This is a genomic window from Moorena sp. SIO4A5, assembly GCF_010672005.1.
Classification (GTDB): domain Bacteria; phylum Cyanobacteriota; class Cyanobacteriia; order Cyanobacteriales; family Coleofasciculaceae; genus Moorena.
The window spans coordinates 1-14,057 of record NZ_JAAHHZ010000056.1 but is presented as its reverse complement, the minus strand read 5'-3'; the positions used below and the strand labels follow the sequence as shown (position 1 = coordinate 14,057).

Here is a 14,057-nt window from a genome sequence, read left to right as displayed (position 1 = left end):
GGATTACTTGATTCAGTTTTTGTTTGGATTTGATAACAGCTAAGCTGTACTCAATTAGGTTTACAAAATAGAATTCGGTCAAGCATTGGGGTTAACCAACACTTGACCGATTTTTTTTTTAAAGCTTAAGCGCTACGCGCACGCTACGCGAACAGCGGTCAGCTATCAGCTATCAGCTATCAGCTATCAGCTATCAGCTATCAGCTGACGGCACATCAAGTAGCACCTCAAGTAGCACCTCAAGTAGGTCATATGCTTACCTTTCAGCTTTTGAATAAAATAAGCTGACCACTGACCGCTGACCGCTGACCGCTGATAGCTGACCACTGACCGCTGACCGCTGACCGCTGACCGCTGACCGCTGAGGGTAAAATATATAGATATTGATCAACTATCTTCTAAACTATGACAACTCTCGTATTTGTCCATGGCACAGGGGTTAGGCAAGCTGCCTATGAGCAAACCTTTAGGATAGTTGAGGGGTTTGTCACGAAACAACGTCCGGATATTACCGTTGTTCCTTGCTGTTGGGGTGGGGAATTTGGGAGTAAGCTCAATGCTAAAGGGGTTTCGATACCCCCATATGATGCTACTTTAGCTCTGGATCAGGGAGAAGAAGAGGATCAAACTATTATTCTTTGGCAGCAGTTATATCGCAATCCCCTTTATGAGTTGGGATTGTTGTCTTTACAACCTAGGACTGGTGGTGATAGTAATCCCTTTGGAGAGCAACCTGGTGATCAATTAAATTACCGGTTGCTGGATTTAATTCCTAGTGGAGAATTGCAAGAAAAATTAGAATCAGCAGGTATAGCAGAGGGGTTTGATCAGGCACGACGCCATGTTACGAGTAGTGCTGTTTATCAAGACGTATTAAACCAAGTCTCTGATTCAGATAGTGACTGTTATGATACTCTCGCAAGAGCAATTATTGCTCAGGCAATGTTTGACTCTCAGCAGCACCATCAGAATTCCATCATACTTCCTAATCGGGAATTGCGTGATCAACTGGTGAGATCACTAAGTAATGCTTTGGGTAAGGAGGAAGACTTGGGATTGGGTGACTGGCTCCAAAAACCACTTTCCTTATTGGCGCGTCCAGCTACAGCTTGGGTTATGAGTAAGAGGGCTGCCATCACTGAGGCAAATTTCCCTATCCCTTGTGATATCATGCTCTATCAAGGTCGCGGCCAGAAAATACGTGATTTTATCCAGAAAACGATAGAAGACGCTGAACCACCAGTTGTTATATTAGCCCATAGTTTAGGAGGAATTGCTTGTGTTGATTTACTGGTGACTCAATCAATAAAACAAGTAAAATTATTAATTACAGTGGGTTCTCAAGCCCCGTTTTTATACGAAATTAATGCCTTATATAGCCTAGAATTTGGTCAGCCTCTGCCCGACTTTTTTCCGGAGTGGTTGAATATTTATGATTTACGCGATTTCCTTAGTTACATTGGTGCTACTCTATTCCCTAATAAAGTCCAGGATGTTTTGGTGGACAGTAAACAACCGTTTCCCCAAGCTCACAGCGCTTATTGGACAAACCCTGCTACCTGGAAGGCAATTATCCCGAGGTTACCATGACTATTAGTGCTAAGCCAGAAAAAACCTATGGGTTGATTGTCGGTATTGAAAACTATCAACCAACAAACTGGAATGTTAATGGTCCCGTTCATGATGCTATCAAGTTTGCTGATTGGTTGTTATCACAAGGAGTGCCAACAGATAATATCAGGCTCTGTTTATCTCCTTTATCTGAAAATAGTGAACTGGTTAATAACTTTGAAATAACGTCAAAGCCAGCAACCGAGCAGAATATAGTTGATATCATTACCAATGATCTGTCCCAAAAAAACGGAGATTTACTGTTTATATTTTGGGCAGGTCATGGTTTGATTACTTCGGAGCGAAATCGCAGGCTACTTTGTGCTGATGCTAGTAAAACGAATTGGCAGAATCTAGATTTTAATTCCCTGTTACTGCTTTTAGGGTCAGATGCTTTTAAAATTCCCCATCATATTTGTATAGTCGATGCTTGTGCTAATTATCTTTTAGAGTCAAAAGGGCGACCAACTAATTTGGGAGGGAAACAGTTTCCTAGTGGTCAACCCAAGAAAGACAGTAAACAGTTTGTTTTACTAGCTACGAGAGAAGGGGAGAAAGCCAGAGTTAACTCCTCCGCAAAAACGGGATACTTTTCCCAAACCGTAAGAAAAGCCTTGGAGCATCATGACTGGCTGCCAGATATGGCAGTAGTTGCTGAACAGGTTAAGCAACAATTTGCTAGTTTAAATAAACAACAACTACCAACCTATTTTTATCGTCGCAGTTGGAATGGTGATCAGGAGGATTATCATCCTAATCCCTTTGAGGTTGCCCACAATATACCCAGTACTCAAGCCTGTAAGTTTGTGGATAGACACCAGCCACTGGAAGAGTTACATCAGCTATTACAGCAAAATAATATTGTAGCAATTACTGATATTATAGGTAAGGGGGGAGTAGGAAAAACAGAACTAGCAATTCAATACTCTTGGTACAATTTAGAAAATTCTCCCGGTGGTTGTTGTTGGTTAAATCTCCAGGGAGTCGATATTGTCACCCAGCTCTCGGAATTTGCATTTGTGAATGATTTTCCTGGTTTTCCGATGCCTAAAAATCTCAGCATTGCTAGCCAACTTGCTTATTGCTGGAAAAAGTGGCAACCAGGTAAAGTTTTATTGGTGTTTGATAATGTCACTGATATCGATAAAATTAAAAACTACTTACCGCCCATGGGTTCTCGATTTAGGGTGTTAATTACTACTCGTAGCTCAGAGTTACCCTATCCATCACTTGCTTTGGGTAAATTACCAGAAACTGATGCTCTAGAATTATTAGTAAAATTAGTAGGAAAAGACTTTGTTGAAAAGGAGTTAGAAACTGCCAAAGCAATCTGTCAATTCGTTGGCTGTATACCTTTAAAGTTATACAATGTGGCAGCGCTATACTCAAAGCCAGGGAGTACATGATGCTAGAAGAAATTTTATTGCTCCTAGAGCAGAAGCAATCTCAAGAAGGTGACTCTGGTACAGATGTTGTGCTGGAACTCAATTGGGATTCTTTACAGTCTTCAGCTCAAACCATGGCTGCTCTGCTGAGTTTGTTTGCTTTAGCGCCTATGCCATGGTCATTAGTATCCGAGGCGGCTAGAGCTGCTAGCTTAGACTTTGATTTGGTCGTTAATCGGGATATCTTAGTTCAAAAGTATTTACTACAGAAGTTGGATGATAATACCTACCAAATTCAGGAAAGGATTAGAGAATTTTTGAGTATCAAGGGAGAACAGTTAGCTGATATTGAAAACCTAAAACAGGGCTTTTGTTCAGCTATCGTAGCAATAGCAAAGGAGATTCCTAAGACCCCAACTCAGTCAGACATTTTAGGAATTACCTCTGCTATCCCTCACCTGGTGGAAGTTGCCACTAACCAAAACAATTACTTAAATGACGAAGATTTAATCTGGCCTTTTGTGGGCTTAGGCCGGTTTTACGAGGGTCAAGGGGCTTACGAACAAGCTTTGCCTTGGTATGAGGAATGCTTATTAACGGTTAGAGAGCGCTTGGGTGAAGAACACCCAGCTGTGGCAAGCAGCTTCAACAACCTGGCAGTACTGTACGAAAGCCAGGGGCGCTACGAAAAAGCGGAACCCCTGTACCAGCAAGCCTTAGACCTGAGGAAACGCTTCCTGGGTCAAGACCACCCGGATGTAGCAAGCAGCCTCAACAACCTGGCAGGACTGTACGAAAGCCAGGGGCGCTACCAAAAAGCGGAACCCCTTTACCAGCAAGCCTTAGACCTGAGGAAACGTCTCCTGGGCCAAGAACACTTACATGTGGCAAGCAGCCTCAACAACCTGGCAGGACTGTACGAAAGCCAGGGGCGCTACGAAGAAGCGGAACCCCTGTACCAGCAAGCCTTAGACCTGAGGAAACGCCTCCTGGGTCAACAACACTTACATGTGGCAAACAGCTTCAACAACCTGGCTTATCTGTACAAAAACCAGGGGCGCTACGAAGAAGCGGAACCCCTGTACCAGCAAGCGTTAAAGCTGACCCAACGCCTGCTGGATCAAGAGCACCCATATGTAGCAATCATCCTCAACAACCTGGCAGCACTGTACGAAAGCCAGGGGCGCTACGAAGAAGCGGAACCCCTGTACCAGCAAGCCTTAGAGATGAGGAAACGCCTCCTGGGTATTGAACACCCAGATGTAGCCACCAGCCTCAACAACCTGGGAGCACTCTACGAGAACCAGGGGCGCTACGAAGAAGCGGAACACCTTTACCTGCAAGCCTTAGAGCTTACCCAACGCCTGCTGGGTATTGAACACTTAGATGTGGCCAACAGCCTCAACAACCTGGGAAAACTGTACCAAAAACAGGGGCGCTACGAAGAAGCGGAACCCCTGTCCCAGCAAGCCTTAGAGCTGAGGAAACGCCTCCTGGGTATTGAACACCCAGATGTGGCCACTAGTCTCAACAATCTGGCTTTACTATACTGGAGCCAGGGGCGCTACGAAAAAGCGGAACCCCTGTTGCAGCAAGCCTTAGAGCTGAGGAAACGCCTCCTGAGCCAAGAACATCCAGATGTGGCAGACAGCCTCAACAACCTGGCTTTACTGTATTCACGCCAGGGGCGGTATCAAGAAGCGAAACCCCTATACCAGCAAGCCTTAGAGATGAGGAAACGCCTGCTGGGTCAACAACACCCAGATGTGGCAGAAAGCCTCAACAATCTGGCTTATCTGTACTTTAGCCAGGGGGGATCCCAACAGGTCGAAACCCTGTACCAGCAAGCCTTAGACCTGATGAAACGCCTGCTGGGTGAAGAACACCCTGCTGTGGCCACCAGCCTCAACAACCTGGCAGGACTGTACTGGAGGCAGGGACGCTACGAAGAAGCAGAACCGATGTACCAGCAAACCTTAGAGCTGAGGAAACGCCTGCTGGGTCAACAACACCCAGATGTGGCACAAAGCCTCAACAACCTGGCTTTACTGTACTCAACTCAGGGGCGGTACTCGGAAGCCGAAACCTTCTTCCAACAGGCTCTACAGATTGCTGTCAAGCAGTTGGGAGAGGAACATCCCATGACCTGCATTATTTCCGGTAACTTGGAGGATCTATTGGAAATATCTAATTTGGCAAATCGGCTCAAACTAAAGAGAATACTAGGGTTTTAAAGCCTAATTGAAAGTATTATAGCAATCCTAGCAACCTATCACCATAGTTTAGGATTATTTAAAGACTTTACGCATTTGATATTAACAGCAGCATCTGGCTCCTCTATCTCCCCAAGTAGTAGCGCCTGCCAACCAAAAGGCCAACTCAATGGATATGGAGTAATGAAATGTGTTGCCAACTCTGCTTTAAAGCCAAATCGTTCATAATACCTAGGATCACCATACACGAAAACAATATCCACATTCATACTACGCAATCGCTTAATCCCAGCATCAATTAGTTTACTCCCCACACCATTACCTTGGCATTCTGGTTTAACAGCAAGTGGTGCCAGAATATACCCATGGAAATCTGGTTTTTCGGCAATAAATACAGGACTATATGCAACGTTTCCAATTATTTCATTGTCATCGACCGCTACCAATGATAGGGTACAAGGCTCGGTAATATTGGAGATGAGGTCATCAGCGAGACCTGCCACAATATCACCCTCCCCGATCGGAAAGGCCGATATATGTAAGGAGCGCACGCTCTCACGATCCCTTATTTCTGCATCTCGGATAATCATGTTGTGCGGCTTCATGTATTGAGTTATTATTTAATTCTATATCCCATAAGGTACAACTTGATCCCCCTAAATCCCCCTTAATAAGCAGGGCTGTTTCAAAGTCGGACTCAAATGCGATTGCTGGGGAGGTGGGGAGATAGGGAGATAGGGAGATAGGGGGAATTTTTATTCATAAAAAGGTATTTTTAACCTTAAAAAAACCTTCTCTCCAGCACCCCAGCTGCCTTTCAACCGATTGAATTTACAATTTATTCATGAGAATGAAACAGCCCTGCCCTTAATAAGGGGGACTTTGAGGTTGAAAAGCGTACCTCATAACTGATATACCAATCCTAAATGAATTGTGATAATTTTTGTTCCCTTTTCCCTACTCCCGTTCCCCTCCTGGGAGGGGTTAGGGGTGGGTTCCTGTTCCCTGTTCCCTGTTCCCTGTTCCCTGTTCCCTTTGGTATAGTTTTGTTCAACCCTAAATTTGCGATGAAAAATCTAACTCTGCTATCTACTACACTCCTGATTGCTACCTCTGGATTAGTTTTGGTGGCACCCCAGGCAGCTTCAGCTTTAAATTGGAACTGGAGTTATTCTGCTCCTGGTATCGAAGCCAGTGGTACTTTCACTACTAATGATACTCCTGATGATTTGGGTTTTTTCCTGATTTCTGAAATTACTGGCACGCGCAACAGCGAAACAATTACTGGTTTGCAACCTACTGGTACTTCTACACCGGGAAACGAACCTTTCGAAGTTGACAATTTAATTAGTCTTGATGCTAATCAGTTAACAACTGACGGCTTTGGGTTTTCCACCTCAGCTGGAAACTTTGTTAATGTCTTTTTCGCTAGTTTTTTGCAGCCCCCTAGTTTTTTTGAAGTTTTTTCGGCACCGCCATTTATCACTGGTTTTCAAAATTTGGGACCAGAAGATAGTGAGTTACCCATTAGTTTTTCTGCGAAACCGGTGATTGTCCCTGAACCCACTCATAGTATAAGTATCTTTACCATTGCCACTCTCGGCTTAGCTTCAACCATCAAACGTAAGCTGAAACCTTCCCCATCTAAACAAAAGGTTTAGCCTCAATTACTTATCAGTAGGAAAAAACTGATTTGTGAGTAAGGTATTAGGAAAGGGAGTAGGGAGTAGGGAGTAGGGAGTAGGGAACACAAAGATGTCTTAATCTTTACGTAAGCATTCAGCCGTGAGCTAAAAGCTCACGCTACGCGAACAGCCGTCAGCCGTCAGCCGTCAGCCGTTGGCCTATGGCTGATAGCTGATAGCTGATAGCTGATAGCTGATAGCTGATAGCTGATAGCTGATAGCTGATAGCTTACATCTTTACTTCGAGTGCTGTAGCATTTGTATTTAAGTTGTGAACAAAATCTCTTAGGTAAAGGCAACAAGCAACAGGTAACAGGCAAGACTTAATCAAGTATAAATGGATTTTGGTTAATGTAAAAAACGGGAATAATTTTTTATAATTCCTAAAATAAATGATATACTAAATTAGTATTGGTGTTCATGAGCTATTTAGAAATCCTATAGCAGTGAGTAACAATAACGATAGATTAGACCGGATTTAAGCAGTGGTGGAGTCATTAGCCCGTTCTGTAGAAGCTCTTACTAATGACCATCAACAGAGAATTCAGACCATGGAAGAGGTTGTCAATAGAGTTACCAGAGTTGAGGAAGGATTGACTCGGATGTTAATAGCTATCGATGCTCTTCCCCCCAGTATTGATACGGCTGGCGAAATTAATATTTGTTTACAAAAGGATGAGCAGATGTGGAAAATATCCTTTGTTCGTAGTTGGTATGGGACTATAAGTTGAAACAATTGTATTAGTTATCAAACTGAGGAGTCCCATTTGCCGCTACCCGATGTTCTCGTTTTGCTGCTCTTGCTCCGACCAGTTGACCTATGTGTAAACAAATATTAATTTGGCCAGGGGTATCAAAATTGGGGGGTAATAATGTCAAAGTCCCCCAGAATTGGGGGATTTAGGGGGCAAATGCGTAAGTCCTGTAGAATCCGCGAATCTAGAATTTAGAATGTAAAATTAAGAATTTAGAATCTATAGAAATCAAAATCTATCCCTTTTGCCTTTTGACTTTTGCCTTGTCAACACCCACGGTTTATGAGACTTATGCAAGAGGTCTAATTTGGAATTTACCATTCTAAATTCTAAATTATTAATTATAACAGACAACACCCCTTTACGGAGCAACCCTAGAGCAGAGTCGATTCAATAACTCCTTTGGAATTGCCTCGAAATTCTCTAAGACGAAATCCATTAAAGCCAGATGGTATAAAGAATCGGCACTAGGAGTTTTATAGCAAGCACCTTGAGCCAGCCAGGTATTTACAGCGTAAGTTGAGCGGCAGCAGATGTTACCGATATCTGCTTGATTGACTGGCCATTTGCGGTAAAACGCCTGGGGTGTCATGGACAGTCGGCAGTTGCTGTATAGGTTAATCAAGATTTCCTCTCGCTCAGTGATGGCAGAAAGATAGGAATCTTCCCGTCTAGATTGGCTCTCAGCAATTTGGGCAAGCCGGTCTAGAGCTCGCTGACAGTAAACCAGATGATCTACTGACCGTTTTTTTGGCATCATAGAATTACCTCACACATAGCTTGTGACTGGGGATAAAGCCGCGCTTTGTCTGTCAACTTGGAAGCGCGGCTTTTTGTCCAGAAATATTATCGAAATATCAGACATTTTTATTATTAATAATATCTCTAAAAAAGTCAAGGCTATTTTTAAACATAAAACATTTTGTTACAAATAAAAAAAATACGATAGGGTTTATAGTTTAGAGTTCAAAATGTCAGCTATCATCAGCTATCAGTTTATATCATAATAATATACACATTATTTTTTACCGATTCCCGATTCCCGATTCCCGATTCCCGATTCCCGATTCCCGATTCCCGATTCCCTACTCCCTACTCCCTACTCCCTACTCCCTACTCCCTCAAAAAATGATAACTACTATATAATGAATAAATCCTGAGCAATTTTTGAATAAAAACGATGGAAAAAGCGACATTTGGTGGTGGTTGTTTCTGGGGAGTAGAAGCAGCATTTCGGAAAGTGAAGGGAGTAGTATCAACCTCTGTTGGTTATATGGGCGGACATTTTCCTAACCCATGTTATCTAGATGTATTATCAAGAATAACGGGTCACGCGGAAGTGGCACAGGTGGAGTATGACCCGGAAAAAGTCAGCTATGAACAATTACTTGAAGTATTTTGGTCTATCCATGATCCTACTACATTGAACCGTCAAGGTCCTGATCGAGGAGAACAGTATCGATCGGTGATATTTTTCCACAATCAGGAACAAGAAGTGCTGGCAAGACTGTCAAAACAAAAGCTGCAAGTTTCTGGTAAGTTTGATAAGGATATTGTCACAGAAATTAAGCCAGCTTCGGACTATTATTTAGCTGATGACTATCATCAACAGTATTTTGAAAAAAAGCAGAAGTCTTTACGTTAGAAATTTTGAAGCTATCAGTTATCAGCTATCAGCGATTAGCGCTACGCGCACGCTACGCGAACAGCTATTAACGTTTTGCAAAGGCTGACAGCTGACGGCTGACGGCTGACTGCTTACGTCTCATTCAATCGCATCGCAGCGAATTTCAACTATAAATCCATCGGGGTCTTGACACTCCCCGGTCTAAAGACGCGGGGATTCTTGCTTCAACGAGCCAACTTGCTCAACCAGACCGGAATCAGGAAGAGTAGAGGTCAATTCTCCGCAAGGGTTCGGGTCGATGACCCAGGTTCCGGTGTGCCCCACCGTACCCAAAGCTCTGTTCAAAATGTTAATGGCAGCGTTATGGTCCCTACCTAACTGGCAACCACACTGACAGATATGGGTTCTAGTTGATAGTGACTTCTTCACGACTTCACCACAGTCAGAGCAATTTTGGCTAGTGTAAGCAGGATTAACTGCGACAGTAACTCTCCCAAACTTTTGACCAAAATGCTCTAGCCATTTCCTGAACTGATACCAACCTGCATCATTAATAGACTTCGCTAAACAGTGATTTTTTACTAGATTTTTGACCCTTAGATCTTCATAGGCCACCAGGTCGTTAGACCGGACTACGCAGCGTGCCAGTCTCTTGGCATGCTCTTCACGTCGCCTACTTATACTAAGGTGGTGTCTAGCTAATCTATTAATTGCTTTCTTACGATTGGTTGAGCCTTTCTTTTTTCGGGAAACTCGACGCTGATAAAACTTTAACCGCTTTTCCCCAGTCCTGTAAAAACGAGGATTAGGTTCAGTCTTGCCTCTGGAATCGGTGTAGAAATCTTTTAGACCTACATCTAAACCGACGGTCGCATCAGCAGGTTTTAATTGTTCCTTTACATCGACTGAGACGCAAAATTGAACATAGTACCCGTCGGCTCTTTTTACAATCCGAGCTCGTTTTATCTGTTTCTTATCAAATCTCCACAAGTCCCATGTACCCTTGAGCTTAAGTTTTCCAATTCCCTTTTTGTCGGTGAATGTGATCGATTTTTTGTCAGGGGACAACTTCCATCCTGATTGCTTATATTCGACCGAGCGACAATGCTTCTGGAATCGGGGAAACCCTTTCTTTCCGGAGACTTTTTTCTTGCAGTTGTCATAGAAGCGGGCGATCGATGACCATGCTCTTTCAGCGGCAGCCTGTCGAGCGGTTGAGTTCAATTCACTGGCAAAATCAAAATCTTTAGCCAAAACTCTACAATATTTGTTGAGGTCGTATTTTGATATGCCTCTATTATCAATCCACAACCTAAGGCAACTGTTGCGGACAAATTTTACTGTCCTGATCGCCTCCTCTATGGCTAAATATTGATGTTTTTTGCCGTAGGCCTTGAACTCAAGAATGATCATCATAAATCGACCTCTTGTGTTGTACTATTATGCTAACACAGCTAGCACAAATCGACAACTACTAGTGCGACTTTCCTCACGGTGGCTAAAGCCACTATGACCCTTCATCCCCGGTTTAAAAACACGGGGTTTTCGGCTTGTGGGGAATTTTATAAAAATAGATACCTCTGCCGGTAGGACGAGTTACTGGACCATGATCGATCGGAATTTGATTTTGTTTTAGCACCTCTACGGCTTGGTCAAATAACTGAGGATCGATATCAAAGGCGAGATGATTCACCCGATTAAAGCCACGATGGGGGTCTGGATCGGGTGGTGATAGGTCTGGCTCGGAAAACAAATCCACAACAATGCCATCTGGGGTAACGAAGTTAGTGACTTTTCCGGCTTCGACTAGCGATCGCAAGGTACTGGGCACTTATTCTCCAGTTAGTTCATGTAAACCTAATACTGTACCATAAAAGTGGCGCGATGCTTGGATATCCTTCACATTCAGAGCAATATGATGGACTCGACGGAGACTACCTGGGCTTAGAGCTGATTCGTAAACTCGCTGTAATCCTTGTAGGATAAGGCTTGCAATAAAATAGAACAAATGAACTATTTAATACCCAAAAGACAATCATAGCAAGGCTTTCAGACTTCTTAAGATTTACTTTAGGAATCAGCTCTTAGGGTAGGTTTGATCACTTCAGAGCTAGAAACCATAATTGTTAGTTGTGAATTGAACTGTTAATTGTTAATTATTAATGGTTATACCGTTCTCAATTTGCTAATTTAAATTTATTTAAAATCCCGTTTAATGTCCGCTTTTCCTGGTAACATGACCACTATTCCTCAAATATTAGCCCAAGAACTGTCGTTAAGCGCCACTCAGATCGAGAATGCCCTGTCTTTACTGGCTGAAGGGGCAACTATTCCGTTTATAGCTCGCTACCGTAAAGAGCTGACTGGTTCTCTCGATGAAGTTCAACTACGCACTATAGCTGAGCGCCATACTTATCTGACGGAACTTGAGCAACGGAAGTCAGTAATCCTGAATGCGATCGCATCTGCTGGTAAGCTCACCGATGAACTAAAGGCTAAGATCGAAGCTTGCCAGCAAAAGACTGAATTGGAAGACCTCTACCTGCCCTACAAACCGAAACGACGCACTAGGGCAACCATGGCGAGGGAGAAAGGACTTGAACCCTTAGCGGACTGGATTGAGTCGATGAACACTCCGGAAGTTAAATCAGTATCCTTATCTGAAGAAGCGGCTAAATACATTTCCCCAGACCATAAGCTCAATACGGTAGAGGACGTTCTTCAAGGTGCCTCAGATATTTTAGCGGAAGCTGTAGCTGAAAAAGCCCACTTACGAGCGTACTTGCGGGATTATTTCCTGAAATCGGGAGTATTCGTGTCTCGGATTAAAAAGGATTATCCCGAAGGTACCACTAAGTTTGAAATGTACCGGGAGTTCCAAATCCCAGTGAAATCTGTAGCGCCACACAATATGTTAGCCCTGCTCAGGGGTGAGGCTGAGGGAGTAATAAAGCTGGAACTCTCTTTTGATGAAGACTATGTTATGTCCTACCTAGATTCTGAGGAAATCCACACCAAAGCTACCCTACTGCGAGAGTTTTACCAGACCATGCTCAAAGATGGGTTTAATCGGCTCATGAAAACCTCCCTAACTACGGAAGTACGTACCGATCGCAAAACCTATGCTGATGCAGAGTCCATTAAAACCTTTGAAGCCAATCTCCGAGAACTGTTGTTATCTGCTCCAGCAGGAATGAAACCAACCTTAGCCATAGACCCAGGCTTCCGCACTGGTTGTAAAGTGGCTATCCTGGATGAGACAGCTAAATACATCACATACCAGCCAGTGTTTCCCCATCAAGGCAGCCAAAAGCGCGAACAAGCTGCCAAAACCATTAAGAATTTAATCGAAACCTACCAGATCGAGCTAATTGCCATTGGTAACGGTACAGCCTCTCGTGAGACAGACGAGTTTATCTCGGAAGTCCTCAAAACCATGGAGCGCAAACCAATTAAAGTAATGGTGAATGAATCTGGGGCATCGATTTATTCCGCCAGTGAGGTAGCACGAGAGGAGTTTCCAGATTTAGATGTCACAGTCAGAGGAGCGATTAGTATTGGCAGACGCTTACAAGACCCCTTAGCTGAGTTGGTCAAAATTGACCCTAAATCCATTGGTGTGGGACAGTACCAACACGATGTTGATCAGAAATTACTCAAGAAGAAACTTGATGAAACGGTGGAAAGTTGTGTAAACTATGTAGGAGTAGATTTAAATACTGCTTCCGCTCAACTGCTAACCTTTGTATCTGGGATTACCCCGACCATTGCTAATAATATTGTGACCTATCGCAATCAGCAAGGTGCATTCAAGAACCGTCGGGAAATCCTTAAGGTACCAAAGTTAGGGCCAAAAGCCTTCGAGCAGTCAGCAGGATTCCTAAGGATTCGCAACGGGGATAATCCCTTGGATAACACAGCTGTGCATCCAGAGAGTTATTCCGTAGTGAAAGCGATCGCATCGGATTTGCAGTTACCTCTAGCCAAGATTAAACAAGGATCAGAACGGTTCAAGTCAGTAGATTTGAACCGTTACGTCACAGATACCATAGGCTTACCAACCCTAGAGGATATTATCCAGGAATTGGAAAAGCCAGGACGAGACCCCAGGGCTGAGTTTAAGTACGCCACCTTCAAAGAAGGAGTAAATGAGCTAAAAGACCTAAGTCCTGGAATGGAATTAGAAGGAATTGTCACCAATGTGGTAAACTTTGGAGCATTCGTAGATATCGGCGTGCATCAAGATGGGTTAGTGCATATCTCCCAACTAGCTGACCGGTTTGTAGAGGATCCCAAACAGATAGTCAAAGTGGGACAGGTGGTGAAGGTGCGGGTAATGGAAGTAAATGAAAAACTGAAGCGCGTTAGTTTATCAATGCGATCGCACAGTAGTAATTAGGTAAGCATTCAGCTATCAGCTTAAGCGCTACGCGCACGCTACTTGAGGTGCTATCAGCTATCAGCTATCAGCTATTAGCTATCAGCTATCAGCTTATGGGCTACAGATGGTGCTTTTGAATCAAGCAAGTAAGCATTGGTTTAATCTCTGTTACATCAGCTGACGCTTCCATAGCGTCAGCTTTTAGCTGACGGCTGACGGCTGACCGCTGACCGCTAAATGCTTACGTAATTAGCAATCACGGTAGAAATATTGGGTATTTCTTGAACTTCACTGCCATAATACAGGCAAAACAAGATTTGGCCAGAAATTATGAAATTCAGAATCTTAGGAATTAGTGTACTGCTAGCCTCCTTAGGGTTAATCGCTCCTATCAATGCTG

At 43.5% G+C, this 14,057-nt stretch carries 10 protein-coding genes and 1 pseudogene; 7 read left to right on the top strand and 4 right to left on the bottom strand.

Going from position 1 to position 14,057, the window contains the following annotated elements; all coding sequences use genetic code 11:
* Positions 1-405: 405 nt before the first annotated feature.
* The 3 genes from F6K57_RS18260 to F6K57_RS18250 are packed head-to-tail and all read left to right on the top strand — an operon-like array spanning position 406 to position 5,230.
* Positions 406-1,590 carry a hypothetical protein gene (locus F6K57_RS18260; protein ID WP_293069742.1) on the top strand — a complete coding sequence of 395 codons (1,185 nt, stop codon included), beginning with the start codon at positions 406-408 and terminating at the stop codon, positions 1,588-1,590.
* Positions 1,587-3,017, top strand: coding sequence for a caspase family protein (locus F6K57_RS18255; protein ID WP_293069740.1), 1,431 nt, complete (start codon positions 1,587-1,589; stop codon positions 3,015-3,017). Before F6K57_RS18260 ends, F6K57_RS18255 begins: the two co-directional genes overlap by 4 nt.
* Positions 3,014-5,230 carry a tetratricopeptide repeat protein gene (locus F6K57_RS18250; RefSeq protein ID WP_293069738.1) on the top strand — a complete coding sequence of 739 codons (2,217 nt, stop codon included), beginning with the start codon at positions 3,014-3,016 and terminating at the stop codon, positions 5,228-5,230. Before F6K57_RS18255 ends, F6K57_RS18250 begins: the two co-directional genes overlap by 4 nt.
* A gap of 38 nt (positions 5,231-5,268) precedes the next feature.
* Here the strand turns inward: F6K57_RS18250 and F6K57_RS18245 are convergent, their stop codons facing one another.
* Complete coding sequence (locus F6K57_RS18245; RefSeq protein WP_293069736.1) at positions 5,269-5,814, bottom strand: N-acetyltransferase; 546 nt, start codon at positions 5,812-5,814, stop codon at positions 5,269-5,271.
* Between the two features lie 462 nt (positions 5,815-6,276).
* Between F6K57_RS18245 and F6K57_RS18240 the strand changes: the two genes are divergently transcribed.
* Both F6K57_RS18240 and F6K57_RS18235 read left to right on the top strand, forming a co-directional pair.
* A complete protein-coding gene (locus F6K57_RS18240) occupies positions 6,277-6,870 on the top strand; it encodes a PEP-CTERM sorting domain-containing protein (RefSeq protein WP_293069734.1) in 594 nt (197 codons plus the stop codon).
* Between the two features lie 509 nt (positions 6,871-7,379).
* Entirely contained in the window at positions 7,380-7,625 is a 246-nt protein-coding gene (locus F6K57_RS18235) for a hypothetical protein (protein ID WP_293069732.1), read from the top strand.
* Between the two features lie 385 nt (positions 7,626-8,010).
* Here the strand turns inward: F6K57_RS18235 and F6K57_RS18230 are convergent, their stop codons facing one another.
* Positions 8,011-8,409, bottom strand: coding sequence for a hypothetical protein (locus F6K57_RS18230; RefSeq protein WP_293069730.1), 399 nt, complete (start codon positions 8,407-8,409; stop codon positions 8,011-8,013).
* Positions 8,410-8,829: 420 nt separating this feature from the next.
* Here F6K57_RS18230 and msrA point away from each other — a divergent pair, with 420 nt between their 5' ends.
* Positions 8,830-9,294 carry a peptide-methionine (S)-S-oxide reductase MsrA gene (gene msrA, locus F6K57_RS18225; protein WP_287267638.1) on the top strand — a complete coding sequence of 155 codons (465 nt, stop codon included), beginning with the start codon at positions 8,830-8,832 and terminating at the stop codon, positions 9,292-9,294.
* Positions 9,295-9,477: 183 nt separating this feature from the next.
* Here the strand turns inward: msrA and F6K57_RS18220 are convergent, their stop codons facing one another.
* Together F6K57_RS18220 and F6K57_RS18215 are read right to left on the bottom strand one after the other, a co-directional pair.
* The gene (locus F6K57_RS18220) at positions 9,478-10,689 is read right to left on the bottom strand and encodes a transposase (RefSeq protein WP_293069784.1); all 1,212 of its coding nucleotides are present in this window, start codon (positions 10,687-10,689) and stop codon (positions 9,478-9,480) included.
* A 115-nt stretch (positions 10,690-10,804) separates the two neighbouring features.
* Positions 10,805-11,260, bottom strand: a pseudogene (locus tag F6K57_RS18215) (VOC family protein).
* Between the two features lie 252 nt (positions 11,261-11,512).
* On the opposite strand from F6K57_RS18215, the gene F6K57_RS18210 reads away from it, so the two are divergent.
* Complete coding sequence (locus tag F6K57_RS18210; RefSeq protein WP_293069726.1) at positions 11,513-13,675, top strand: Tex family protein; 2,163 nt, start codon at positions 11,513-11,515, stop codon at positions 13,673-13,675.
* The last annotated feature ends 382 nt before the right edge of the window (positions 13,676-14,057 follow it).

What these genes read in the sequence shown, in the direction of transcription:
- F6K57_RS18260 (WP_293069742.1), top strand. Translation starts at nt 406, where the DNA reads ATGACAACTCTCGTATTTGTCCATGGCACAGGGGTTAGGCAAGCTGCC.
- F6K57_RS18255 (WP_293069740.1), top strand. Translation starts at nt 1,587, where the DNA reads ATGACTATTAGTGCTAAGCCAGAAAAAACCTATGGGTTGATTGTCGGT.
- F6K57_RS18250 (WP_293069738.1), top strand. Translation starts at nt 3,014, where the DNA reads ATGATGCTAGAAGAAATTTTATTGCTCCTAGAGCAGAAGCAATCTCAA.
- F6K57_RS18245 (WP_293069736.1), bottom strand. Translation starts at nt 5,814, where the DNA reads ATGAAGCCGCACAACATGATTATCCGAGATGCAGAAATAAGGGATCGT.
- F6K57_RS18240 (WP_293069734.1), top strand. Translation starts at nt 6,277, where the DNA reads ATGAAAAATCTAACTCTGCTATCTACTACACTCCTGATTGCTACCTCT.
- F6K57_RS18230 (WP_293069730.1), bottom strand. Translation starts at nt 8,409, where the DNA reads ATGATGCCAAAAAAACGGTCAGTAGATCATCTGGTTTACTGTCAGCGA.
- msrA (WP_287267638.1), top strand. Translation starts at nt 8,830, where the DNA reads ATGGAAAAAGCGACATTTGGTGGTGGTTGTTTCTGGGGAGTAGAAGCA.
- F6K57_RS18220 (WP_293069784.1), bottom strand. Translation starts at nt 10,689, where the DNA reads ATGATCATTCTTGAGTTCAAGGCCTACGGCAAAAAACATCAATATTTA.
- F6K57_RS18210 (WP_293069726.1), top strand. Translation starts at nt 11,513, where the DNA reads ATGACCACTATTCCTCAAATATTAGCCCAAGAACTGTCGTTAAGCGCC.